The organism is Albimonas pacifica, assembly GCF_900113695.1.
Lineage (GTDB): Bacteria > Pseudomonadota > Alphaproteobacteria > Rhodobacterales > Rhodobacteraceae > Albimonas > Albimonas pacifica.
This window is the reverse complement of record NZ_FOQH01000002.1, coordinates 243636-267443: the sequence shown is the minus strand read 5'-3', so window position 1 is coordinate 267443 and position 23808 is coordinate 243636. Positions and strand designations below refer to the sequence as shown.

Genomic DNA, 23808 nt, shown 5'->3' with positions numbered 1-23808 from the left:
GTCCGCGGGCGCGGCGCGGGCCGGCGACGCCCCGCCGGGGGGCCTGCGCATCGCGGGCCGTCCGGCCAGGCGCCCGGTGGGCGGCGCGGATCGGCGCCGGGTCTCGCCGCGGCTCGTCATGGTCGGATCCCGCCTCTTGCGGCCATCTCAGGGCGTCATCGCCGCGACGGCGTCGGCGATGGGCGTCGCGCCTCCGGTGACCTCGAGTATGACGCGGCCGACCTCGGGCCGACGCAGCAGTTCCGCGATCGTGGCGGCCACGTCGTCGCGCCGGATCTCGTCGTGGACCTTCGCGAGGCCGAGGTCGACGGTCCCGACGCCCGGCGCGTCGCTCAGGGCGGACGGGCGCAGGACGATCCAGTCGAGATCGGTGAGCACGAGCCGGGTCTCGGCAAGCTTCTTGGCGACCATGTAGCGCTCGAAGGCCTCGTTCATGCGCCGCTCGCGCCACGCCTCGGGGAACACCGAGACGAGCACGAAGCGGCGGATGCCCGCCAGTTCGGCGGCGGCCGCGACCTTGCCCGGTCCCTCGCCGTCGACCTGAGCGGTCGCCTCGGGCCCGCCGCGTCCGCCCGCGCCGGCGGTGAACACGATCGCGTCGGCGCCGCGCATCGCGGCGGCGAGCTCCGGGACCGACATCGCGACCAGATCGCCGGGGGCGGCCGCGATCCCCTCGGCGGCCAGCCGCTCCCGCGTCGCCGCCCGGCGCAGCAGCCCGTCGACCTGGTCGCCCCGCGCCACGAGCCGGCGCGCCAGGCGGAGGCCGACCCCGCCGCCGATCCCGATGATGAAGACCTTCATGCTCGACTCCTTCGTTCGAGATCGAAGCGGACCGGATCGGCCCGCCTGCGCCGCGACCTCCGCGATGCCCACGCCGTCGCCGGGGACGAGCCCGGCGTCGGGGCCGGCGTCGGGACCGCCGGGGTCGAACGGCCCCCTCCGCGACCCGCAGACCGCGAGCGGCCGGACCTCGGGGCCGTCGACCTCCCGGCATCGGCTCAGCCGGGCGAGCGGCATCGCCGCGAGGGCGTGGCCGACGCGTCCGAAGCCGCCGACCGCGATCCGGCCGGTCGGCCTGGAGACGCCCGCTTCCCGCGGTCGGCCGCCGCGGCGCCGGACGATGTTTCAGCACGGATGCGGAGCGCGCGCATGTAAATCCGCATGAATCGCGCCGGGACATGCGCCCCGGGCGACGGCCGGCTCCCGGACGGTCGCGATCCGGATGGGCCGGCCGCGCAGCCGGCGACCGCGCGGGGCGACCCGCCGCCTCGGCGACGTCGGGCAGGCGCCCGGTCGTGATCGGCCCCGATCGTCCCGACGCGGCATCCGCCGCCGGAGATGCGCTCGGGCGCCCCTGCCCTGCGGGGCCGGAGCGTCGCGTCTCGACCTCGGGGGCCGTGGACGACCATCGCTCCCCGGCCTCAGGACCCTGCGTCGCGCGCCCCGGAACCTGTCCCGGCCAGAAGGGCGCGCGCCCGGGACAGGTCGCGGGTCGAGAACCCCTCGTCGAACCGCCGGCAGCATCGGTCGAGCCGATCAAGTCCGCCGGACCGCGGGTCCAGCTCCGTCATCGCGATGGCGATGCGCAGCTGCCACGACCGGGCGCCCATCGCCTCGGCGTCGGCCATGGCGCGGGCGAACAGCGCGGCGGCGCCGTCGCGGTCGCCGCTCCGCATGCGGACGACGCCGGCGACGCGCAGCACTTCCGGGCGGCACCATGCCTCGCGCTGCGCCGCGACGCCGGCCTCGGCGGCGGCGATCGTGGCCTGCGCCTCGACGAGATCGCCGCTCGCGGCGAGCGCCTCGGCGAGGACGCTGCGGTAGAACGGGACCCGGATCAGGAACCGGGCCTTCTCGAGGTCGGCGATCGATGCGCGCAGGGCGTCGATCGCCTCCGTGCCGCCGCGCTCCGTGACCGCCCAGGCGGCGAGCGTGCGCGCGAGCGGTCGCCAGATCCAGATGTCGGTGCGACGGACGGTGTCGCCCAGAAGCGCCAGGTAGTCGTCCGCCTCGTCCACCGCGCCGCGCCAGAGCGCCACCAGAAGCGCCGAGGCGACCAGCGAGTTGGAGACCGAGACTCCATGGTCGATCGACAGGGCCGTGTCCACGGAATGCGCGGCGGCCCGCGCCGCCCGGTCGGGGAACCCCATGAGCCAGAGCGTGAGCGAATGCGTGCTGTGGATCGCGACGGTCCGATCGAAGTGGAACCGGCCCAGCTTGACCCGCGGCGAGGCGGGCTGGTCGGCGCGCGCCAGGGCCTCGATCCGGCGATGCGCGGCGTGCAGGTCGCCGGTCTGAAACTCCGCCAGGGCGCGAAGCCGCTCCCCGTCCGGGAGCGCCGCGGCGTCCTCGCGCGCCGCCACCTCGGCGAACCCGTCGAGCGGCGGGAACGCTTCGGCGGGGCGGCCCGTGTAGATCAGGTGATAGATCAGGCCCCAGAAGGCCCGCAGCTGGATGTCCGCGTTCCCGTTGCGCCGGGCGAGGTCGATGCACCGCTCCCATGCGCCCTCGATCTCGGGCGCCAGCGTCTCCTCCAGCGTCAGACCCCATGCGTGCGAGGCGCGCAGCTTCGCCTCGATGGCGCCGTCGCGGCACGCCCCGCTCTCGAACACGGTCAGCGCGCGCGCGACGTGGGACCGGCTTTCGCCGGCGAGCGACAGCGCATCCCACAAGGGTATGGCGGCGCTCGTGAGCCGCAGGCCGAGTTCGGCGTCGCCCTCGGGAGCGAAGGCCCAGCCGAGCGCCTTGCGCAGGTCGTCGATCCGGGCGGCATAGGACGCCGACCAGTCGCGGGTGGGGCGGGAGTTCCACTCTTCCTCGGCCTGCTCGAACACCACGAGCAGATGGCGTGCATGCCGGCGCGCGCAGTCGCGATCCTCGCCCGCGGTCTCCAGGCGGCCGGTCGCATAGACCCGCGTACTTTCCAGAAGGCGGTGGCGCAGGGCGCCGTCGCGAACGCTGCTCGCCACCAGGGATTTCGCCGTCAGCCCGGCGATGCCGGCGGCGACGTCCGCGGGGGAGAGCTGGGCGTCCGCAGCCACGGCGATCGCGTCGTCGCTGCTGAAGTAGCCGGCGAAGACCGACACGCTGCGCAGGATGCGCGCCTCGGCGTCCGAGAGCAGGCTGTAGCTCCAGTCGAGCGTCGCCGTCATCGTCTGCTGCCGGAGCGGGGCGCTGCGGGGACCGTGCGCCAGCAGCGACAGGCTCTCGGCCACCGACGCGCGGATCGTGGGCAGGTCCAGGGCGATCGCCCGCGCGGCGGCGAGCTCGATCGCCAGCGGGATGCCATCGAGCAGCCGGCAGATGTCGGCCACGACCGGCGCGTCGTCGGCGGCGAACGCGTAGCCGTTGCGCTCGTTGGCGCGGGTCACGAACAGCTCCACCGCGGAAAAGGCGAGCGCGTCCTGCGGCCGCAGCGCCGCGCCCGGCGCGGGACTGGCGAGCGGCTCCAGCCGGAAGACATGTTCCTGGGCGAGGCCGAGCGGCGCGCGGCTCGTCGCAAGGATCCTGGCGTCCGGGACCTGTCTGTAGAGCCGGTCCGCCGCGACGGCGACCGCATGGGCGAGATGCTCGCAGCCGTCGAGCAGGAGCAGCCCGGGCCGGTGGCGAAGCGCGGCGACGGCCGCGTCCAGCGCGTTCGGGTAGGTCGCCGCGCCCAGCGCGGCGGCGATCGCGACCGGCGCCAGCTGCGGATCCCCGACCGTCGAGAAATCGACGAAGGCGACGGGCTGACCGAGCGCGGCGGCGCGGCGGGCCGCGGCCGCGGCGACCGTGGTCTTGCCCACCCCGCCCGCGCCGACGATCGTCACCAGCCGCGCCCGCGTGAGGTGCCGCGCGACCGCGGCGATGTCGTCGGCGCGGCCGATGACGCCGAGGTCCGAGGGCAGGTTCGGCGGCGTGTGCGTCGCCGGCGGCTCGTCCGGCGGCGCGACGCGGACCGGCGCGACGAAGCGATAGCCGCGTCCGATCTCGGTGGCGATGAACGTCATGCCCGGCGCAGCCGCGGAGAGCACGCGCCGCAGCGCGGCGACGTGGACCCTCAGGTTGTCGTCCTCGACGAACGTGTTCGGCCAGGCGTGGCGGAGCAGCTCCTCCTTCGAGACGACCTCGCCGGCCCGCGCGGCGAGGAGCGTCAGGATGTCGAAGGCGCGCGAGCCGATCGGCGCCGGCCCCTCGCCGCCCAGGAGCAGCCGCTGCCGGGGAACGAGACGGAACGGCCCGAAGACGTACTGCGGCCGCTCGAGCGCGTCGCGCGCCGCGCCGGCGGCCGTCTCATCGGGGCTCTGGTCGTCGCGTGAGGGCACGGCCGGCACGGCCTCCGAGGGTCAGGATCGCAGCACGAGCGGCCGACCCGGCCGGCCTCGTCGCCGGGTCCCGCCCCGGGCCGCCGGCGCCATGCAGCGGCGCGGAGCCCAGAATTCATACCAGTTTATACGGCTTAACGGGATCATTTCTGCACGTGCGGACAACACTTCGGTCGAAGGGGCGCTTCCGCCGCTCGATTACGACGACGCGCCGCGCCGTCTCCTGCCACGAGCCGTCGCGCGGACGCCTCCCTTCCCGCGGTTCCGACATGGCCGGAAGACCTCCGGCCGTCGGCGCGGCCCCCCGGACCGAGAGTGGAGCGAGGCTCAGAGATGGAATTGATGCGCGCCGTGGTGGCGGAAGAACTTCGCCGGCCGATGGAAGTCGTCGACGTCCCGATCCCGGACATCGGCGACGACGATGTCCTCGTGCGTCCCAGCGCGTCCGGCATCTGCCGGACCGACTGGCATGTCTGGAACGGCGACTGGACCTGGTGCGGCCTGACCCTCCCGCTCCCGATCACCCTCGGCCACGAGATCGGCGGCGTGGTCGAGCGCGTGGGCGCCGACGTCCGGCGCTTCAAGCCGGGGATGCGCGTCTGCGTCCCGTTCAACTTCGCCGACGGCGACTGCCCCTACTGCCGCAAGGGGCTGTCGAACCTGTGCGACAACGCCTCCTGGGGCTTCACCACCCCGGGCTCCGGCGGCTTCGCGCAGTTCGCCCGGGTGCCGAACGCGGATCTCAACTGCGTGGCGCTGCCCGCGAACGTCACCGAAAAGGACGGCGCGGCGCTGGGGTGCCGCTACATGACCTCGTTCCGGGCCGTCCGCTCGCGGGCGCAGGTGCAGGCCGGCGAGACCGTCGTCGTGGTCGGCGACGGCGGCGTCGGCCGGTCGGCCGTGCAGATCGCGGCGGCGATGGGCGCCCTGGTGGTCGCGATCGACACCAAGGACAGCGCGCTCGACGCCTCCCGGGCGATGGGGGCGAGCCACACGATCAACTCCTCCGGCCTCACGCCCGAGGAGGTGCGGGAAAGCCTGAACGCGCTCGTCGGAAGCCGCGGCGCCGACGTCGCGATCGACGCGATGGGCGGCCGGAACTCCACCCTCACGTCGCTGCATGCGCTGGCGAAAGGCGGGCGTCTGTGCGTCGCGGGGCTGACCACGCAGGACGACCAGGGGGAGGTCGCGCTGCCGATCGACCTGATGGTCTTCAGGGAATGGTCCCTCGTCGGCACGCTGGGCAACCCGCACGCCGACTACCCCGAACTCCTCCGCCTCGTCGACAGCGGCAAGCTGCAGCCGAGCAGGCTGATCACCGAGGAGGTCGCGCTGGGCGACGTCCAGAGCATCTTCGACCGGATGCCGACCTTCGAAACCGAGGGTTTCGTTGTCGTCACCGATTTCAACTGACCCCCACGACAGGACGCACGCCATGCCCATCATGTTCCTCAGCGCCCCCGAAGGCGTCTTCGACCAGGCGGCCAAGGACGCCATCGCCGAGAAGCTGACCGACCTCGGCGCCGAATGCGAACGCCTGGCCCGGACCGACTTCGTGCGCAGCACGACCTACCTGCACTTCTGCGATCTTCCCGCCGGCGACATCTATCACGGGGGCAAGCGCGCCACCGCCAGGATCGCCACGCTTCTCGTGAACGCCCTCGAAGGCGGCTTCGACGCCACCGCGAAGGAGGTCTTCATCGAGCGCGCCACCAGGATCCTCGGCGAGGCCTCCGGGCAGACCGGCCGCGTGCCGGCCTACGTCATCTTCCGCGACGTCTCGAACATCAGCCTCGGCCTGTTCGGCGGCACGGCCACGCTGAAGGATCTGCGCGAGCCCGATCCGGACGCGACGCCGATTTGACCCGGCCCGACCGCCTCCCATGTCCAGGGCGTCGCCGGCGCCGGCCGGCGGGCCGCGACCGGCGCGCAGGGCGAAGCCTCCGCGGGCCGCGGGAGGCGGCCTGACCCTCGCCCGGCGCGCCCGACGTCCCCTGCGCGACGCCCGCGAAGACCCGGGCGCGGTCCTCGCCGCGGGCGAGGGCGCGCCGCTCGATCGACGCGATCGACCCTGCGGACCGGACCCGGGAGCGCGCCACCCCGGCGACCGGCGCCGGCTCCGGCGCCTCGGCCACGGCGCCGTCCGCCCGACGAGCCGGGCCGGGACCCTGCGGCCGCCCGACCTGGAGACGACCCGGCCGGAGCCGCGGCGCCGGCGGCTTTTGCCGCGAAGGACGCGCTTCCGGTCTCCGGGACATGCCGCCGGCCCGCCGACGTCGCCTTCCATGCGACGTCGCCCCGCGACCGGGCCCTTGCCGCCCAGGGTTCGGATCGAGCTCGTGCACGCAGGCCCCGCGGGCCCCGTGTCCTGCATGGCCGCGCCCCTCGCATGCGGGCTCTGCGGCGCCGGCCAGCGCGACGGCCGCGGGCCGCCGATGCGGGTGGGGTGAAGATTGATTGACCGACTGGCCGGTTTTTCTTAGGGTCGCTGCGACCACGCCCCTCGGGCGGACTGGCAGGGATCGGCATGACGACGACGCGGACATTCACGGACCGGACCGGCGGGAGCGAGCATGGCGCAGGGTGATCCCGCCTGGCGCAGCGAGGCGCTGGCCCCACGGCTCGCGGCCTTCCTGGAGCAGCGGATCGGCGCGCCGGTCGCGGTGCGCGACCTGCACCGGTTCACCGCAGGGCTCTCCTGGGCCACGATCAGCTTCACCCTGCGGCGCGAGGGGGAGGCCGACCGGCCGCTGATCCTGCGCATCGGCGACCCCAACGGGCTGCTCGCCCCCTACTCGGCGCGTCCCGAGCACCTGGCGCTGACCTCGCTCGCCGGGATCGCCGAGCTGCCGGCGGCGACGTCGCTGTGGTGGAGCGACGACCTCTGCGTGCTGGGCGCGCCCTTCATCGTCACCACCCGGCTAGAGGGGCGCACGCCGATGCCGATCTGGCCCGGCGCCGCCGCCGGCGCCGATGCCGACGACGACGGCCCGCGCATCCTCGACGACTTCGCCGCCGGCCTCGCCGCGATCCACGCCTGCGACTGGCGCGCCGCCCCCGCCGCCGCGCTGGACCCGCAGGCGACGCCCGAGACCTGCGTGCGCGACGAGCTCGCCCGCTGGGTCGCCCGCCTGCCCGGCGCCGACGGCCGCCCCGAGGCGCCGGCGATGCGCTACGCCGCCGCCTGGCTGCACGAGCACGCCCCCACCGCCGTGCGCGTCGCCCTGCTGCACGGCGACTACCGGGTCGGCAACTACATGGTGAAGGACGGCCGCATCTCGGGGATCCTGGACTGGGAGCTGACTCATCTCGGCGACCCGCACGAGGACCTCGCCTGGGCCGGCCTGCGCACGCTGGGCGGCACCGAGACCACGCTGGGCGGCCGCCTCGACCGCGCCGGGTTCCTGCAGCGCTACGCCGCCCGCACCGGCCTCGCGATCGACCCCGACCGCATCCGCTATTTCGAGGTGCTGGGCCAGTTCAAGGCCGCCTGCCTGCTGCTGATGGCGCGCGAGCGGGTGCGCCGCGGTGCGGTCCATGACGCGCGCCTCGCGGTGATGGGCCTGCAGCCCGCCGCCGCCCAGATGGGCCTGATGAGCATGATCAAGGCGATCCGATGGACATGACCCCCGCCCAGATCTGCGAGGTCCTGCGCGACCGCCTCGTGCAGGACGTGGCGCCGACGCTCGACGACGACCACGCCCGCTCGCAGCTTTTCGCCGCCGTGGACGTGCTGGGCAAGATCGCCCCGCTGCTGGAGTGGTCGGGCGAGATGCTGGACGAACAGCTCGCCGCCCTCGAACCCCGCCTGGCGAAGGCCGCCGAGACCGCGGCCGGCGAGGCCGGCGCCCCCGCACCCGCCGCGCCGCAGGGCGGGCTCCGCGCCCGGCTCGCCGCCCGGCAGGCCGAGACCGCGGCCTGGCTCGACTGGCTGCACGGCCCCGGCCGGGCGCTCGACGCCGCCCGCCGCGACGCCATCGAGCGTCTGCTGCGCGAGGCGCTGCAGGGAATGCTCGCGGCCGAACGCAGACGCATCGCGGCCATCGACTTCTCGTCGATGACCCGCGGCTGACGACCATAAAAAGGGAGAGGACGCCCATGCTGTCGCCCCAGGACGACCTGCTCGGCCACCAGACGCCGACCACCTTCAACCACGTCGCCTCCAGCGACGAGCGCTGGACCGAGCGCTACTGGTACTCCGGCGCCCCCATCGACCTGCCCGGCGTGGTGCTGGACCTTGGCCTCGGCTGGTACCCCAACCGCAACGTCATGGACGCCTTCGCGGGCGTGACGGTGGACGGGGTGCAGACCACCCTGCGCGTCTCCCGCCGCCTCGGCCGCGACCCGCTGGGCGCCCGCGTCGGCCCGCTCGGCTTCCAGGTGATCGAGGGCCTGAAGCGCCACCGCCTGACGCTGGGCGAGAACCGCTCGGGCCTGAGTTTCGAGCTCGACTGGCTCGCCACCTTCGACGGGCTGCAGGAGGCGCAGAGCTTCCGCCGCAAGCGCAACCGGGTCGAGGAGGACCTGACCCGCATGACCCAGTTCGGCCGCCTCCAGGGCTGGATCGAGCTGAACGGCCGCCGCTTCGACGTCGCGCCCGAGACCTGGTGGTCCCAGCGCGACCACTCCTGGGGCATCCGCTCGCGGATGCAGACGGACATGGCCTCGAACGACAGCCTGCCCGCCTACAAGGACTTCTTCTGGTTCTGGCTGACCTACCAGTTCGACGACTTCGCGCTGTCCCTGTTCCTCAAGGAACGCGAGCCCGGCGCCCCGTTCTTCCTCTCCGGCGAGGAGGTCGCCCGCGAAGGCCGCACCCGCCACGTCATCAAGGTCGAGCACGAGATCGACTGGGCCGACGACCCGCTGGGCCAGACCTGGACGGGCGGGACCCTCGACCTGCTCTACGCGGACGGCGGGCGGCGGCGCATCACCCTCGATCCCCAGCCGGGGCGGTTCTTCCTCAAGGGCGGCGGCTATGGCGGGCACAAGGGCTGGAACCACGGCGACGACATGGGGCGCGAGCACGCGGACCACTACGTCTGGGACCTCTCCGACCCCGAGACCCGTCGCCAGGCCCGCCAGCTGGGCGACCACTTCACCCGCGTGGAATGCGACGGCGCCGTGGGCTGGGGGATGAGCGAATACGGCGTCGCCAAGGGCTACCCGAAATACCGGATCGCGCAGGCGCACGAGCCGCTCTGACGCGACGCCCCCCGGCGCGTCTCGCGCGCCGGGACCATCCAGGGAGGATGAGATGCGGTTCATGTCGAGCCTGGAGCGGGCGGTGCAGACCCGCGGCCGCTTCCCCGCCGTGATCGACGGCGAGACCACGCGCACCTGGGCCGAGGTCGGCGAGCGGGTCGCCCGCCTCGCCGGCGGCCTCGTCGCCATGGGGGTCGAGCCCGGAGACCGGGTGGCGATCCTGGCGATGAACTCGGCCGACTACCTCGAGGCGCTCTACGCCATCGCGCGGGCGGGGGCGGTCTCGGTCCCGCTCAACACCCGCTGGTCGGTGGAGGAGACGGCGGCGGCGCTGCTGGACTTCACCCCGAAGGTGCTGATCGTCGACGCCGCCTTCCGCGACCAGGCGCCCGAGCTGCGCCGCCGCGCCGGCATCGCCTCGGCCATCCACATGGGCCCCGGCCCGGTCCCCGCGGAGATGGAGGGCCACGAGGCGCTGATCGCCGCCCACGCCCCCCTGCCCGACCGCTCCGGCTCGGGCGAGGACCTGTGCAGCCTGTGCTACACCGGCGGCACCACGGGCCGGTCGAAGGGGGTGATGCTGACGCACGCCAACCTGACCTTCGCGGCGGTCAACTGGATCGCCAGCCTGCATTTCTCCGACGAGACGGTGTTCCTGCACTCGGCCGGGTTCTTCCACCTGGCGGGCTCGATCCCCCTCTTCGCGCTGACCATGGCGGGGGGAACCCACGTCCTGCTGCCCAAGTTCGACGCCGAGGCGGCGATGGAGACGATCCAGCGGCGCCGGGTGACCTACTGCCTGTTCGTGCCGACCATGATCAACACGCTGGTCAATCACCCGCGCTCGGCCGACTACGACCTGTCGTCGTTGCGGCTGATCGAATACGGCGCCTCGCCGATCTCGCTCTCGGTGCTGGAGGCGGCGATGGCGCGCCTCCCCGACTGCCGCTTCATCCAGGGCTACGGCCTGACCGAGGCGACGGCCCTGACCCTCTCCCTCCCCTGGCGCCACCATTTCGAGAGCGACGAGGGCCCCAGCAAGCGCGCCGCCACCGGGCGGGCGGCCTACGGCATCGACGTGCGCATCGCGCCCCCCGGCGGCGGCGAGGAGCTGCCGCGCGGCGAGGCGGGCGAGATCCTGCTCCGCGGCCCCCAGATCACGCCCGGCTACTGGAACCAGTCCGAGCAGACCGCGGCCGCCTTCCACGACGGCTGGCTGCTGACGGGGGACGGCGGCTTCATGGACGCGGACGGCTTCGTCCACATCACCGACCGGGTGAAGGACATGATCGTCTCGGGCGGCGAGAACGTCTATTCCAAGGAGGTCGAGAACGCGATCTTCGCCCATCCCGCCGTGCAGGATTGCGCCGTGATCGCAATACCTTCCGAGGAATGGGGCGAGGCGGTCCACGCCGTCGTGGTGTTCCGCCCCGGCCGCTCGGCCACCTTCGAGGAGATCCGCGCCCATTGCCGCGCGCGGCTGGCCGGCTTCAAGTGCCCCCGCAGCCTCGAGGTCCGTGACGCCCTGCCGCTTTCGGCCGCCGGCAAGATCGTGAAAGCTGAGCTGCGCGCGCCCTGGTGGGCGGACCGGCGACGCTCGGTAGGCTAGGACGAGGACAGGGGGGCGCTGCATGGCGCGGGTTCAGGCGGCCGACTACGGCGAGAAGCGGCAGGCGATCGTGGACGCCTCCGCCCGGCTCTTCGCCGAGTCTGGCTACCCCGCGGTGCGCATCGCCGAGATCGCCAGGGCCTGCGGCGTCTCCAAGGCCATGGTCTACCACTATTTTCCGGCCAAGGACGACATCCTCCACCACCTGATCCGCGAGCATCTCCAGCAGGTCGCCGACAGCCTCGACGGCGAGATCGACGCCGACCCCGAGGTCGAGCGCGCGCGGCTGGAGGGCTTCGTGCGCGGCTTCCTCGAGGCCTCCGCCAAGGCCCGCCACCGCAACCTGGTGGCGATCCACGACGTCATTTACCTCTCGCCCGAGCGCCGCACCGAGATGCAGGCCCTGCAGCGGCAGGTGATGGAACGGCTGGGCGAGCGGCTCGCCGCCGCCAACCCCGAGGCGCCGGCCGAGATGCTGCGCCCGATGGCGCTCTACCTGATGGGCGTGCTGAACTGGTCCGACCGCTGGTTCCGCCCCGACGGCCCGATCCGGGCCGAGGAGATGGCCGCCCAGGTCAACAAGGCCTTCCTGCACGGCTGGCTCAGCTTCAAGGGCTGAACCAGCCGATTTCCGAAACGTCCGTTCCGATCAACGGAACAGAAGTTCCGGCAGGAACAGCGAGATCCCCGGGATCGCCGCCAGCAGGATCAGCCGCAGCACGTCCGCCGCCACGAAGGGCGCGACGCCGCGGTAGAGGGTCCACAGCGGCACGTCGCGCACCACCGTGCGCATGACGAAGAGGTTCATGCCCAGCGGCGGCGTGATCAGCCCGATCTCGACCGCCATCACCACCACGATGCCGAACCAGACCGGATCGAAGCCCAGCCCCGTCACGATGGGGAAGAACAGCGGCACCGTCAGCAGCATCATCGACAGGCTTTCCAGCACGCAGCCCATCACCAGGTAGATCGCGAGGATCGCCGCGATCACCGCCCAGGGCGCGAGGCCTGCGTCGCGCACCACCGCCAGCACGCCCTCATGCGCGCCGGAGAAGTTGAGGAACTCGGCGAAGACCGTGGCGCCGATCAGGATCGCGAAGATCGCGGCCGTGACCTCGGCGGTGGAGACCAGGATCTCCCACAGCACGCGCAGGGTCAGGTCGCCGCGCAGGGCCACGATCACGAGGCTGCACGCGGCGCCGACGCCGGCGGCCTCGGTCGGCGTGAAGAGGCCGCCGTAGATGCCGCCGATGACCACGGCGAAGAGGAGCAGCACCGCCCAGACCCGGCCCAGCGCCGCGCGGACCTCGGCGAAGGCGACCCGCTCGCCGGCGGGGGCGCTCTGCGGGCGGCGCCAGACGATCCAGGCGATGGCGAGGCAGTAGCCCGCGATGCCCAGCAGGCCCGGGATCATGCCGGCGGCGAAGAGCTCGCCGATCGGGGTCTCGGTGGTGATGCCGTAGACGACCATGATCACGCTGGGCGGGATCAGGATGCCCAGCGTGCCGCCGGCGGCGACCGCGCCGGTGGCGAGGCCGTCGGAATAGCCGCGACGCCGCATCTCGGGCACCGCGATGCGCGACAGGGTGACGGCGGTCGCGACCGAGGAGCCGGAGACGGCGGCGAAGCCCCCGCACGACAGGATCGTGGCGAAGGCGAGCCCGCCGCGGAACCGCCCCACCAGGGCGCGGGCGGCGTCGTAGAGCTCTTCGGCGAGCCCCCCGCGGGCCACCGCGGCGCCCATCAGGATGAAGAGGGGGATGACGGTCAGGGTGTAGGCGAGCGTCGTCTCCTTCACCACCAGCGCCATCGAGGCGAGCGCCATCTTGGCGCCGTAGGTCAGCCAGATCCCGGCGGTCCCCACCGACATCAGCGCCACCGCCACCGGCACGCGGGCGAAGATCAGGACGAAGGCCGCAAGGAAGCCCAGCAGCGCGACGGTCATTCCGCGCCCTCCTCGAGATCTTCGCCGCGAAGCAGGACCGCGGCCAGCAGGACCGCGCGCAGGACGAAGGCCAGCGCGCAGACGGCGCACAGCGCGGTCATGACGCCCAGCGGCCAGCCCATCGGGACGCCGAAGGTCGCCGAGACGTCGCCGAAGTCCGCCGCCCGCCGCGCGAGCCGCAGCATCTGCGGCGCGGCGAGCCCGAAGATCCCCGCGCCGATGGCGCAGCCGAAGGCCCGCAGCGCCAGCCGGCCGCGGCGGCCGAGCAGCGCGTCGAACAGGTCGGCGGTGATGTGCCGCTCGCGCCAGGAGACGAAGACCAGGCCGGTGAAGACCGCGGCCACCAGGCAGAACTCGATCAGCTCCGAGGCGCCGGGCAGCGGGCGGTTCAGCCCCTCGCGGCCGATCACGTCCGCCGTCATCAGCCCCATCATCACGAGGATGGAGACGGCCGAGACCGCCTCCACCGCGCGCAGCAGCCGGGACCAGAGCCGGCGCGCCGGCCCCGGTCCCCCGGATCCGGAGGTCATTTCGACAGCGCCGCCGTCTCGTCGCGCAGCCGGCCGGGCAGCTCGGCGGCGTTGGCGACGCCGAGGCCCTCGGCCTTCTCGATCCAGGCCTTCTCGACGAAGGCGAGACGCTCGCGCAGGGCGGCCATCATCTCGGGGCTCGCCTCGATGACGCCGCCGGTTTCCAGCGCGTTCATCTCGGCCTCGGCGGCGACGTCGTTGGCGGCGTAGCCGGCGCCGATGATCCCGGCCATCTTCTCGCCGGCGGCGGCCATGACGACGGCCTGATCCTCGGGGCTGAGGCTCCCCCAGGCGTCGCGGTTCATCACCAGGCCCAGCGCGGGCTGGAACAGGCCGCCCTCGACCTTGGTCATGTAGGGCATGACCTCCATCAGGCGGAAGCTCTTCATGGTGTCGAGGGGGGTGAAGGTGCCGTCGACGACGCCCGAGGAGGCGAGCTCGTACATCTCCGACACCGGCTTGTTGATCGGTACGGTGCCCAGCGCCTCGGAGGCGGCGGTGAAGCTGGCGACGGGGTTGCGCATCTTCAGGCCCTGGAGCTGGTCGAGGCTTTCGATGGGCTGGGTGCGGGTGGCGATCTGGGAGGGGGTGGTGACGGCGAGCGTCAGCACCTTCACGCCCTTGAACTCGTCGCGCGGCTCGATCTCGGCCTCGAACAGGCGCCACAGGGCGATGCTGAGCGCGCTGGGGTCGAAGTTGGAGAAGGGCAGCTCCGCCACCTCGGTCAGCGGGAAGCGGCCGGGGGTGTAGCCGAGCACCAAGAAGGTGATGTCGGCGAGCCCGTCGACGGCGACGTCGTACTGGCCGGGCACGGTGCCGACGACCTTGGGCAGGGTCTCGATGGTCACCCGGCCCTCGGTCTTCTCCGCGACCTCGGCGATGAAGGGCTTTATGGCGCCTTCCAGCACCGAGTGGCCCGCGGGCAGCCAGTTCGAGTAGCGCAGCACCGTCTCGGCCTGCGCCGGCGCGGTCTGGGCGGCCGCCAGCAGGGCGAGCCCCGCGAGGCCCGCCAGGCGTCGATCCATCTTCATCGTCTTCCTCCCTGTCTGGCGTCGCGCCGGCGCTTTTCCGCGTCCGGCGTCCTTGCGTCGGGGGCTCCCGGCCCCGCGACGTCGTCCGCCGCCTTCCCCGAGGCGGCGGCGGCTCGACGATCAATTATTAACCGGCTGTCCGGTTTATGCAATGGGAATGAATCGAGCGGAAACAGTCTATTGCTCCAACGCTTGAGTCGTCCTGTCGTCCGGATCGGGCGAATTCCCCGACCCGTCAGCCGGCTTTCGCGAGGCGGGCGAGGCTGCCCTCCTGCGCGGCGAGCGCGGCGCGGGTCACGGGTCCGGAGGCGAGCAGGCGGCGGGCGGCCATGTGCTCGGCCGGGGCGTTCACGGTCTCGACGCAGACCAGCACGTCGCCCTCCCAGCGGTGCACGGCGAAGCCGCCGCGGGGGAGGTCGTGGAGCTCGGTCGCGGTTTCCTCGCGCGGCGGCAGGCCGGCGATCTGGAGCTTCCAGTCGGCCTGGTCGCTCCAGAACCACGGCAGGGCGGCGTAGGGCGCCGGGCGGCCGGTCAGTCGGCGGGCGATGGCGCGGGCGTGGTCGGTGGCGGCCTGGACGGATTCGAGGCGGACCCGCTGGCGGGTGCGTGGGTCGGGGAAGCTGCAGGCGTCGCCCAGCGCCGAGATCGCGGGGTCGGAGGTCAGCAGATGCGCGTCCACGGCGATGCCGTCGGCGATGTCGAGGCCGGCGGCCTGCGCCAGTTCCACGTTGGGGCGCACGCCGACGGCGAGCAGGACCAGGGCGCCGGGGATCTCGGTCCCGTCGGCCAGCGCCACGCCGCGGGCGCGGCCGGCGGGGTCGGTCAGGACCTCGGTCACGGGGACGCCGAGGGCGAGGGCGACGCCGAGGGCCTCGTGCTTCGCGCGGAAGCGGGCGGAGGTCTCGGACGAGACGGCGCGGGACATCAGGCGGGGGGCGGCCTCGACCACCGTGACGGCGCAGCCGTGGGCGCGGGCGACGGCGGCGAACTCGAGCCCGATGAAGCCGCCGCCGATGACCACGATGGGCGCGTCGGGGCCGGGGAGCGCCTCGCGCAGGGCCCGGGCGTCGGCGAGCGTGCGCAGGCCGAGGACGCCGGGGGCGTCGATGCCGGGCAGCGGCGGGCGGGCGTTGCGGGCGCCGGGGGCGAGGATCAGGTGGTCGTAGGGCAGCACGCGGCCGGAGGCGAGGGCGACCTTGCGGGCGTCGCGATCCAGCGCCGTCGCCCGGTCGTGGACGAGGGCGATGTCGGAGGCCGCGTAGAAGGCTTGCGGCCGCAGGGCGAGGCGGGCGGCGTCGCCGTCCTTGAGATAGGCCTTCGAGAGGGGCGGGCGCTGGTAGGGCAGGCCCGGCTCGTCGCCGACAAGGGTCACGGGGCCCTCGTATCCCTCCTGCCGCAGGCTTGCCGCGGCCTGGAAGCCGCCCTGCCCGCCGCCCACGATCACCACGCCGGCCATCGCTCTCTCCTGTCGTTCGCGCATGAGAACGGCGGCGACCGGGGGCCGCCGCCGTGGGGGTCGTGGGGCCTCAGGTCAGTCGACCGGGGCGTAGCTAAGGGTCTCGTAGTCGGCCTGCATGATGGTGACGGGCGAGTTGGTGAACCGCCCGCCCGCGAAGGCTGCGGGGGCCATCACGCCGGTGTCGACGGCCGGGCCGTCGGCCAGCGCCTGGTTGGTGCAGGCCCAGGTCAGGTCCTCGGCGCAGGTCTGCATGGCCGCGATCAGCAGGCGGGTCGAGGTGTAGCCGGTCATCGTGTAGCGGTTGACGCGGGCGACCTCGTCCTCGGTCAGGTGTTTGCGCGCCAGCTCCAGGAAGGCCTGGCCGGCGTCGGACTGGATCGGGGCCACGTAGTCGACGGCGTAGATCCCGTCCGAGGCCGGGCCGATGGCCTTCAGCACCTCCGGCACGCGGCCGGGCCAGAAGGTGGCGATGGCCGGCGTGATGCCCAGCTTCTCGGCCTCCTTCACCATGGCGATGTTCTCGGAGATGATGCCGCCGGCGATCAGGACCTCGACGCCCGCGTCCTTCACGCGGAGCATCTCGGAGGAAAAGTCCTTCTGGCCGCGGGCGTAGCGGGTCTCGAACGCGACCTCGATCTGGGCCTCGCCCTTGGCCTGCTCGATGCCCTCGCGGAGCGCGGCGCCGTAGTCGTCGTCCTGGGTGATCACGCCCCATTTCGCGCCGGGGTGCTTTTCGGCCAGGAACAGGGCGAGCTGGTGCATCCCCTCGGTGTAGGACTGGCCGACGACGAAGACGTTGTCCATCGGTGGCTCGTAGAGCGGCGGCAGCGGGCCGATGGGGATCATCGTGGGGATGCCGGACTGCTTGAGCACCGGGATCGAGGCGACGGCCTGGCCGGAGCCGGAGACGGCGGTCAATGCAAAAACCTTGTCGACGCCGATCAGCTTGCGAAGGCTCTGGATGGTGCGGGAGGTGACGTAGCCGTCGTCCTCGGCCACCAGCTTCAGGGTGCGGCCGCCGACGCCGCCGGCGGCGTTGGCCTCGGCCAGCGCCAGGCGGACGCCGAGGTTGTGGGCGATGCCCAGCAGGCCCGGCGGGCCGGTCAGGGGCTCGACCTCGCCCAGCAGGATCTCGGTGTCGGTCACGCCCTGGTCGGCGGCCATCGCGGGGGCGGCCAGGGCCGCGGCCAGAAGCGCCGCGCCTTTCCATGATTTCATTGATTTGTCCTCCCTGTCGTTCTTGTTCAGTAGCGCAGGGGCCAGAGCGTCCAGACCCGCTGCGCGTCTCGCCACAGGCCCATCAGCCCCTCGGGCTGGAGCCGCAGGAACCCGATGATCACCAGCCCGTAGAGGACGCCCTTCACCTCGTGCGCGCCGGTCGAGAGCAGGGCCCGGGCGCTGTCGCCGAAGGCCGAGAAGACCATCGAGACGACCTCGGGCAGGCCCACCAGGAACACCGCCCCCAGGACCGCGCCGGCGATCGAGCCCATGCCGCCCACGATCAGCATCGCCAGCGCCTCGATCGACAGCAGGAAGGGGAAGCCGTCCACCGTCACGAAGCTGAGGAAGATGCCGTAGAGCGCGCCGGAGAGGCCCACCACGAAGGAGGAGGCGACGAAGGCGTAGAGCTTGTAGGTCCGCAGATCGACGCCCATCACGCGGGCCGCGTCGTCCTTGTCGCGGATCGCGAACCAGGCGCGCCCGATGCGCGAGCGGCGCAGGTTGAGCGCGCCGAGGATCGTCAGCACCAGGAAGATCGCCACCAGCCGGAACAGGTCCTGGTCGGTGAAGACCGTCCAGCCCAGCACTGTCGGGCGGTTCACGAAGATGCCCGAGGCGCCGTTGGTCAGCCCCGGAAACTCCAGCACCAGGTGCACCACGATGAAGGCGGAGGCGAGCGTGGTGATCGCGAGATAGAGCCCCGTCAGCCGCAGCGAGGGGATGCCCACCAGCACCGAGGCCGCCGCCGGCACGAGCCCCGCCAGCAGGAAGCCCGCCAGCGGATCCCAGCCCCAGGTCTCGACCGGGATCGCGTAGCCGTAGGCGCCCAGCACCATGAACCCGGTCTGGCCGAGCGAGATCAGCCCCGTCCAGCCGGTGAGGATGTTCAGCCCGATCCCCCCGACCGCGGTGATCATCATCAGCGTGACCAGCGTGAGAAGGTAGGTGTCGAGGACGAAGGGCGCCGTCGCCAGGGCCGCCAGCGCGACGGCGATCCAGGCGCGCTGCGTCCAGCTGTCGGTCAGCGCCAGGTGCTCGGCGATGGTCTGCTTGTAGAAGCCGGAGCGCATCAGAGCCTCTCGATCCGCTTTTCGCCGAACAGGCCGTAGGGACGGACCATGAGGATGGCGATGATGATGACGAAGCCGGCGACCTCCTTCAGGCCGGGGCTGAGGTAGCCGCCGACCAGGTTCTCGGTGATGCCGATGACGACGCCGCCGAAGGCGGAGCCGACCACCGAGTCGAGCCCGCCCAGGATCGTGGCGGGGAAGGATTTCAGCCCCAGCGCGTAGAGGGAGGGCGAGAGCTCCCAGGCGATGGCGAAGAGGGCGCCGGCGATGCCGGACATGACCGCGGCCGCGCCCCAGGCGGCCTGCTGGACGCGGGCGGTCTTCACCCCCATCAGCCGGGCGGTGGCGTCGTCGGAGGCGACGGCGCGCATGGCGATGCCGAAGCGGGAATACCGGAAGAAGGCGAGCATCGCCGCGACCGCGACGGCGAGCGCCACGACCACCCCGATCTGGGCGCCGCGGACCCGGACGCCGCCCAGGTCGACCAGCGCCGAGCCCGCCGCCAGCCCCATGTCATGGGGCAGCGCGTCCCAGACCAGCATGGTCCCGGAGCGGAAGATCACCGCGAGGCCGATGGTGGTCATGATGCGCGCCAGGATCGGCTCGTCGACCATGGGGCGGATCACGATGCGCTCCACCGCCAGCGCGAAGAGGACCGAGAAGACGATGGCGCCGGCCGCCGTCAGCCAGGGGTTCCCGTCGGTGGCCGAGGCGATGGAGAAGGCGACGTAGGCGGTGATCATGCCCATCTCGCCCTGCGCGAAGTTCAGAAGGCCCGTGGCCTTGAAGATGATCGCGAAGCTCATCGCGATCAGGCCGTAGACGGCGCCGACGGCGAGGCCGGAGACCAGCAGCTCGATCAGGTAGTTCATGCGGGGACCTCCCCCGGGGTTCCTTGGGCAGGGCCGTAGATCTGTTCGAGTTCGCGGGCGAACTTGGTCTCGATGATCGAGCGGCGGACCTTCTGGGTGGCGGTCAGCTCGCCGTCGTCGTGGTCGAGCTCCTTCTCCAGGATCACGAAGCGGCGGATGTTCTCGACCCGGGCGAAGCGGGTGTTGACCTCGTCCACCACGCTCTGGATCAGGGCGCGCATTTCCGGCAGCTGGGCCAGCGACTTGTAGGTCGTGTAGGGCAGGTCCCGCTCGGCCGCCCAGAGACCGGCGTTGTCGAAATCGAGCTGGATCAGCGCGCCGAGGAACTTGCGGCCGTCGCCGGTGACGATGACCTCCTTGATGCAGGGGTGATCCTTGAGGGCGTTCTCGATCTCCGAGGGGGCGATGTTCTTGCCGCCGGAGGTGATGATGATCGCCTTCTTGCGGTCGACGACCGAGATCTCGCCGTTGTCGAGCGTGGCCACGACGTCGCCGGACAGGAGCATCGGCCCTCGCATGGTCTTCGCGGTGGCCTGCGCGTCGCGGAAGTAGCCCTTGAAGACCGCGGGGCCGCCGAGGAGGATTTCGCCGTCCGGCGCGATCTCGTAGTCGGTGCCCTCGACCGGCAGGCCGCAGCCGCCGAGGCGGAAGAAACCGGGGCGCTGGACGAAGACGCAGCCGGCGACCTCGGTCATGCCGTAGCCCTGCGCCAGCGGCAGGCCGATCACCGAGAAGAAGCGCAGGGTCTCGGGGCTGACCGAGGCGCCGGCGCAGAGGCGGTGATAGGTGCGGTCGAGGCCCATGTGGCGCTGCACGTTGCGGAACATCAGCCAGTAAGCCGCCTGCCATTGCAGCTTTTGCGCGAGGGTCAGTCGACCGTCGTTCGCCTGGCGGGCGTCGTCGAGGCGGCGGCCGAGGCGCAGGAAGGCGTCCGCGATGCGCCGGCGGGCGGGGCCGCTTTCGCGCAGGCGGAACTCGAAGCCTTCCTTCATCTTCTCCCAGATGCGGGGGACGCCCACCATGAAGGTGGGGGCGATCTCGCGGACGTTGAGGTTCACGGCGTCGATGGACTCGGCGAAGTTCACCGTGCCGCCGGCGACCAGCAGCATGGCCATCGAGTAGCAACGCTCGGCCGCGTGGCAGAGGGGGAGGTAGCCGACCGCCTCGATCCGGCGGCGGTCGGCGCCGACGGTGCGGGCGTAGGCGTGGGTCGAGTAGACGATGTTGCGATGGGTCAGCATCGCGCCCTTGGGCGGGCCGGTGGTGCCCGACGTGTAGACCATCAGCGCGGCGTCGTCGGGCGAGGTCTCCTCCAGCATCGCGTCGATGCGGGCGTCGGCGTCGGGGTGGGCCGCGAGATACGCGTCGCCGGCCTCCAGCAGCGCCTCGAAGGAGGTGAGCTGGGGGTCGGCGTAGAGGCGCATGCCCTTCATGTCGACGCAGACGATATGGGCCATCTCGGGCAGCCCCTCGCCGTTGGCCCGGGCGTCGAGGACCTTGTCCGTCTGCTCCTGGTCGCCGCAGACCGCGAGGCGGGCGCCGCTGTGGCGGGCGATGTATTGCAGCTCGGGCCAGGGGTTGGTGGGGTAGATGCCGACGGGGATCGCGCCGATCATCTCGGCGCCGAGGTCGGCGTAATACCACTCGGGCGTGTTCTCGGAGGCGATGACGATCCGGTCGCCGCGGCCGATGCCGAGGCTGAGCAAGGCCCGCGCGAAGCGCCGCGCCTGCCGCTCGTAATGCGCCCAGTCGTAGCGGCGCCAGACGCCGAGGTCCTTCTCGCGCAGGGCCAGTTCCGAAGGCGTGCGGCGGGCGCGTTCGCGCAGCAGGCGCGGGAGGGTGGTGTTCCCGGCCTTCAGGATATCGAAGGCCAGCGGGTCGTGGCCGGGGGGCAGAGGCGTGCGGTCGGCGGCGAAGAGCTCGGCCGGCGCGTCGGGGAGGCGGGGGGGCGTGTGCAGGGTCATCAGCCGGCCCTCGCTTTCAGCAGGGGCGCGGGTTCGGCGCGGGCGGCGGCGGCCTTGGCGCCGAGGTAGGCCTCGATGACGCCGGGGTGGGCCTGGACCTCGGCCGGGCGGCCCTCGGTGATCGTGGCGCCGAAGTTCAGGGCGTGGACCCGGTCGGAGATGTCCATCACCAGGTGCATGTCGTGCTCGATCATCAGGATCGAGACGCCCAGCTCGTCGCGGATGTCGAGGATGAAGCGGGCGATGTCCTCGGTCTCCTCCTGGTTCATGCCGGCGACGATCTCGTCCAGCAGCAGGAGTTTCGGGTCGGTCGCGAGGGCGCGGCCCAGTTCGACGCGCTTCTGCTGGCCGTAGGAGAGGGTTCCGACGACCTTGTCGCGGATGGTCTCGATCTCGAGGAACTCGATGATCTCCTCGGCGCGCTCGCGGGCCGCGATTTCCTCGCGCCGGGGGCGGCCGAAGTGGAAGACGGCCTCGACCAGCGAGGTCTTCATGCGCCAGTGGCGGCCGACGAGGATGTTGTCGACCACGGTGCCGTGCTTGAAGAGCGCGAGGTTCTGGAAGGTGCGCCCGATGCCGTGGCGCACGTAGTCGTGGGGCGCCACGCGGGCGAGGTCGCGGCCCTCGAGCTCGATGCGCCCCTCGGTCGGGGGCAGCACGCCGGAGATCATGTTGAAGAGCGTGGTCTTCCCCGCGCCGTTCGGCCCGATGATCGAGACGATCTCGCCGGCGTCGACATGGGTCGAGACCTCGTTGACCGCGGTCAGGCCGCCGAAGCGCTTGGTCACGCCGGTCAGTTTCAGCAGCGGCGCGCTCACGACAGCCACCGCTTGCGGCGCTTGTAGTGCTTCACATCGCGAAAGCTGCGGCGCTCGCCGCCGCCGGAAAAGCCCAGGTAGTATTCCTGCACGTCGAGGTTGCCGCGCATCTGCTCGGCCGGGCCGTCGAGCACGATGCGGCCGTTCTCCATGATGTAGACGGTGTCGGCGATCTCCATCGCCTGCATGGCGTTCTGCTCGACCAGCAGGATGGTCATGCCGAACTCGGCGTTCAGGCGGGCGACGGTGGCGTAGATCTGGTCGACGATCAGGGGGGCGAGGCCGAGGCTGGGCTCGTCCAGCGCCAGCAGGCGGGGCTCGGCCATCAGGGCGCGGCCGACGGCGACCATCTGCTGCTCGCCGCCCGAGAGATAGCCCGCGATCTGGCGGCGACGCTCGGCCAGGCGCGGGAACAGGTCGTAGACCTGCGCGCGCAGGCGGGCGAGGTCGGCGGCGCCCTTCAGGTGGCCGCCCATGGTGATGTTGTCCTCGACGGTGAGGTTGGCGAACAGGCGCCGGCCTTCCGGGACCAGCGAGACGCCGCGGGCGACGATCCGGTCGGTGGGGGTGCGGCCCAGGTCCTCGCCGTCGAGCAGGATCGCGCCCTTCTCGACCTCGCCGTCCTCCAGCGCCAGCGTGCCGGTCAGCGCCTTGAGCAGCGTCGACTTCCCGGCCCCGTTCGAGCCCAGCAGCGCCACCACAGAGCCCTGCGGGACCGACAGCGAGACTTCGCGCACCGCCTCGACCGCGTGGTCGTAGACGATGCGGGCGTTTCGGATCTCGAGCAGCGGGGGCGCCGCGCCCCCGGCCGCCTGGGTCTGGGTCTGGATCAAGCTGTCGGCCTCCCTGGCCCGGTCGGATCTTGCGCGTCCGGGGCCTGCGGGAATTAGCAGGCTGGACGTTCGGCTTTTTTATGAGTCTCTATCACAGATCGTTCCACGCGCAACAGATGAATGCGGGACACGGCCGCCTTGGGCGAGCATATAATCCGGCTGGACGGTTTTTTATCTGGCCGCGAGGCGCCTGGGGCGCCCTGCCCCGTCAGTCGGGGCGCTGGGCGCTGCGGAACCCGTTGAGGAAGATGTCGACGGTGCGGTCGGCGAAGGACTCGGGCGAGATCGGGCCGTCGCGGTCGTACCAGGCGAAGGTGTAGTTCAGGATCCCCAGCAGCATCATCGCGTAGGTGCTGTCCGAGCTGATCGCCAGCCGCCGGGAGTCGTCCAGCCGCGACAGGGCGTTGCGCACGATGGCCACGATCTTGCGCTGGTCGCCGGCGATCTTGCGGCGCAGGTCGGGCTCGAGCAGGTTGAAGTCGTTCAGCAGCACCACCTGCTCGTGCGCGTTCACGGCGTTGAGGCGCATGATGCAGCGGGCGACCTCGCTGAGGTGGGCCTCCGGCTCGAGGCGCCGGCTCTCGATCGCCTCGAGCTGGCCGAGCATCTCGGCGACGTGGCTCTCGATGATTTCGGCGAGGATCTCCTCCTTCGAGCCGAAATAGTGATAGAGCGCCCCGCGCGACGAGTCGCAGGCCTTGGCGAGGTCCAGGATGGTCGCGGTCGCGAATCCCTTCTCGGCGAAGAGTTTGCCGGCTGTCCGGAGTATCTTCTCCCGGATCTCGGGGTAGAGCTGCGACTGGGTCCGGGCCATGCGGTCGTCCTCTGCTGCACGTACGCCCTTACGTTGTCGCAAACCGGGACCGCGCGGGCAAGCCGCGGATGGTTGCGGCGCGATCCGGTCGGTGAAAGATTAACAAGACGGCCGGACGGATTATGATTCGGTC

At 72.2% G+C, this 23808-nt stretch carries 20 protein-coding genes; 7 read left to right on the top strand and 13 right to left on the bottom strand.

Going from position 1 to position 23808, the window contains the following annotated elements; genetic code table 11:
• Positions 1–147: 147 nt before the first annotated feature.
• Positions 148–801: an NAD(P)H-binding protein gene (locus tag BM064_RS04015; RefSeq protein ID WP_092858789.1), complete on the bottom strand. Its 654-nt coding sequence runs from the start codon at positions 799–801 to the stop codon at positions 148–150.
• 620 nt (positions 802–1421) lie between these two features.
• On the bottom strand, positions 1422–4304 hold the full coding sequence (locus BM064_RS04010; RefSeq protein WP_177236137.1) for an ATP-binding protein: 2883 nt from the start codon (positions 4302–4304) through the stop codon (positions 1422–1424).
• Positions 4305–4637: 333 nt separating this feature from the next.
• Here BM064_RS04010 and BM064_RS04005 point away from each other — a divergent pair, with 333 nt between their 5' ends.
• The 7 genes from BM064_RS04005 (at position 4638) to BM064_RS03975 (ending at position 11737) form a co-directional block, all read left to right on the top strand.
• Positions 4638–5717 carry an alcohol dehydrogenase catalytic domain-containing protein gene (locus BM064_RS04005; RefSeq protein ID WP_092858124.1) on the top strand — a complete coding sequence of 360 codons (1080 nt, stop codon included), beginning with the start codon at positions 4638–4640 and terminating at the stop codon, positions 5715–5717.
• A gap of 22 nt (positions 5718–5739) precedes the next feature.
• Positions 5740–6168 (top strand): hypothetical protein, encoded by a 429-nt coding sequence (locus BM064_RS04000; protein WP_092858122.1) that lies wholly within the window; start codon positions 5740–5742, stop codon positions 6166–6168.
• Positions 6169–6877: 709 nt separating this feature from the next.
• On the top strand, positions 6878–7930 hold the full coding sequence (locus BM064_RS03995) for a phosphotransferase family protein (protein ID WP_092858120.1): 1053 nt from the start codon (positions 6878–6880) through the stop codon (positions 7928–7930).
• A complete protein-coding gene (locus BM064_RS03990; protein WP_092858118.1) occupies positions 7921–8376 on the top strand; it encodes a hypothetical protein in 456 nt (151 codons plus the stop codon). Before BM064_RS03995 ends, BM064_RS03990 begins: the two co-directional genes overlap by 10 nt.
• A 26-nt stretch (positions 8377–8402) precedes the next feature.
• Positions 8403–9509 carry an Rv3169 family protein gene (locus BM064_RS03985; RefSeq protein ID WP_092858116.1) on the top strand — a complete coding sequence of 369 codons (1107 nt, stop codon included), beginning with the start codon at positions 8403–8405 and terminating at the stop codon, positions 9507–9509.
• Between the two features lie 52 nt (positions 9510–9561).
• On the top strand, positions 9562–11118 hold the full coding sequence (locus BM064_RS03980) for an acyl-CoA synthetase (RefSeq protein ID WP_092858114.1): 1557 nt from the start codon (positions 9562–9564) through the stop codon (positions 11116–11118).
• Positions 11119–11140: 22 nt separating this feature from the next.
• Positions 11141–11737 (top strand): TetR/AcrR family transcriptional regulator, encoded by a 597-nt coding sequence (locus BM064_RS03975; protein ID WP_092858112.1) that lies wholly within the window; start codon positions 11141–11143, stop codon positions 11735–11737.
• A 30-nt stretch (positions 11738–11767) separates the two neighbouring features.
• Here the strand turns inward: BM064_RS03975 and BM064_RS03970 are convergent, their stop codons facing one another.
• From BM064_RS03970 to BM064_RS03920, 11 genes are all read right to left on the bottom strand, one after another.
• A complete protein-coding gene (locus BM064_RS03970) occupies positions 11768–13063 on the bottom strand; it encodes a TRAP transporter large permease (protein WP_092858110.1) in 1296 nt (431 codons plus the stop codon).
• Complete coding sequence (locus BM064_RS03965; protein ID WP_092858108.1) at positions 13060–13593, bottom strand: TRAP transporter small permease; 534 nt, start codon at positions 13591–13593, stop codon at positions 13060–13062. Before BM064_RS03965 ends, BM064_RS03970 begins: the two co-directional genes overlap by 4 nt.
• The gene (locus BM064_RS03960; RefSeq protein WP_092858106.1) at positions 13590–14624 is read right to left on the bottom strand and encodes a TRAP transporter substrate-binding protein; all 1035 of its coding nucleotides are present in this window, start codon (positions 14622–14624) and stop codon (positions 13590–13592) included. The genes BM064_RS03965 and BM064_RS03960 overlap by 4 nt, the downstream gene beginning before the upstream one ends.
• A gap of 235 nt (positions 14625–14859) precedes the next feature.
• Positions 14860–16080, bottom strand: coding sequence for an NAD(P)/FAD-dependent oxidoreductase (locus tag BM064_RS03955; RefSeq protein WP_092858104.1), 1221 nt, complete (start codon positions 16078–16080; stop codon positions 14860–14862).
• 75 nt (positions 16081–16155) lie between these two features.
• Complete coding sequence (locus tag BM064_RS03950) at positions 16156–17301, bottom strand: ABC transporter substrate-binding protein (RefSeq protein WP_092858102.1); 1146 nt, start codon at positions 17299–17301, stop codon at positions 16156–16158.
• Positions 17302–17327: 26 nt separating this feature from the next.
• Positions 17328–18374: a branched-chain amino acid ABC transporter permease gene (locus BM064_RS03945; RefSeq protein WP_092858101.1), complete on the bottom strand. Its 1047-nt coding sequence runs from the start codon at positions 18372–18374 to the stop codon at positions 17328–17330.
• Positions 18374–19246: a branched-chain amino acid ABC transporter permease gene (locus tag BM064_RS03940; protein WP_092858099.1), complete on the bottom strand. Its 873-nt coding sequence runs from the start codon at positions 19244–19246 to the stop codon at positions 18374–18376. The genes BM064_RS03945 and BM064_RS03940 overlap by 1 nt, the downstream gene beginning before the upstream one ends.
• On the bottom strand, positions 19243–21210 hold the full coding sequence (locus BM064_RS03935; protein WP_092858097.1) for an AMP-dependent synthetase/ligase: 1968 nt from the start codon (positions 21208–21210) through the stop codon (positions 19243–19245). The genes BM064_RS03940 and BM064_RS03935 overlap by 4 nt, the downstream gene beginning before the upstream one ends.
• On the bottom strand, positions 21210–22028 hold the full coding sequence (locus BM064_RS03930; protein WP_092858095.1) for an ABC transporter ATP-binding protein: 819 nt from the start codon (positions 22026–22028) through the stop codon (positions 21210–21212). Before BM064_RS03930 ends, BM064_RS03935 begins: the two co-directional genes overlap by 1 nt.
• Positions 22025–22861, bottom strand: a complete 837-nt coding sequence (locus tag BM064_RS03925) for an ABC transporter ATP-binding protein (protein ID WP_245779045.1) — start codon at positions 22859–22861, stop codon at positions 22025–22027. Before BM064_RS03925 ends, BM064_RS03930 begins: the two co-directional genes overlap by 4 nt.
• A gap of 208 nt (positions 22862–23069) precedes the next feature.
• Positions 23070–23675, bottom strand: coding sequence for a TetR/AcrR family transcriptional regulator (locus tag BM064_RS03920; protein ID WP_092858093.1), 606 nt, complete (start codon positions 23673–23675; stop codon positions 23070–23072).
• Between the last annotated feature and the right edge of the window lie 133 nt (positions 23676–23808).

Excerpts from the sequence above, each read along its gene's own strand:
- BM064_RS04015 (WP_092858789.1), bottom strand. The coding sequence starts at position 801 with ATGAAGGTCTTCATCATCGGGATCGGCGGCGGGGTCGGCCTCCGCCTG.
- BM064_RS04005 (WP_092858124.1), top strand. The coding sequence starts at position 4,638 with ATGGAATTGATGCGCGCCGTGGTGGCGGAAGAACTTCGCCGGCCGATG.
- BM064_RS04000 (WP_092858122.1), top strand. The coding sequence starts at position 5,740 with ATGCCCATCATGTTCCTCAGCGCCCCCGAAGGCGTCTTCGACCAGGCG.
- BM064_RS03995 (WP_092858120.1), top strand. The coding sequence starts at position 6,878 with ATGGCGCAGGGTGATCCCGCCTGGCGCAGCGAGGCGCTGGCCCCACGG.
- BM064_RS03990 (WP_092858118.1), top strand. The coding sequence starts at position 7,921 with ATGGACATGACCCCCGCCCAGATCTGCGAGGTCCTGCGCGACCGCCTC.
- BM064_RS03985 (WP_092858116.1), top strand. The coding sequence starts at position 8,403 with ATGCTGTCGCCCCAGGACGACCTGCTCGGCCACCAGACGCCGACCACC.
- BM064_RS03980 (WP_092858114.1), top strand. The coding sequence starts at position 9,562 with ATGCGGTTCATGTCGAGCCTGGAGCGGGCGGTGCAGACCCGCGGCCGC.
- BM064_RS03975 (WP_092858112.1), top strand. The coding sequence starts at position 11,141 with ATGGCGCGGGTTCAGGCGGCCGACTACGGCGAGAAGCGGCAGGCGATC.
- BM064_RS03970 (WP_092858110.1), bottom strand. The coding sequence starts at position 13,063 with ATGACCGTCGCGCTGCTGGGCTTCCTTGCGGCCTTCGTCCTGATCTTC.
- BM064_RS03965 (WP_092858108.1), bottom strand. The coding sequence starts at position 13,593 with ATGACCTCCGGATCCGGGGGACCGGGGCCGGCGCGCCGGCTCTGGTCC.
- BM064_RS03960 (WP_092858106.1), bottom strand. The coding sequence starts at position 14,624 with ATGAAGATGGATCGACGCCTGGCGGGCCTCGCGGGGCTCGCCCTGCTG.
- BM064_RS03955 (WP_092858104.1), bottom strand. The coding sequence starts at position 16,080 with ATGGCCGGCGTGGTGATCGTGGGCGGCGGGCAGGGCGGCTTCCAGGCC.
- BM064_RS03950 (WP_092858102.1), bottom strand. The coding sequence starts at position 17,301 with ATGAAATCATGGAAAGGCGCGGCGCTTCTGGCCGCGGCCCTGGCCGCC.
- BM064_RS03945 (WP_092858101.1), bottom strand. The coding sequence starts at position 18,374 with ATGCGCTCCGGCTTCTACAAGCAGACCATCGCCGAGCACCTGGCGCTG.
- BM064_RS03940 (WP_092858099.1), bottom strand. The coding sequence starts at position 19,246 with ATGAACTACCTGATCGAGCTGCTGGTCTCCGGCCTCGCCGTCGGCGCC.
- BM064_RS03935 (WP_092858097.1), bottom strand. The coding sequence starts at position 21,210 with ATGACCCTGCACACGCCCCCCCGCCTCCCCGACGCGCCGGCCGAGCTC.
- BM064_RS03920 (WP_092858093.1), bottom strand. The coding sequence starts at position 23,675 with ATGGCCCGGACCCAGTCGCAGCTCTACCCCGAGATCCGGGAGAAGATA.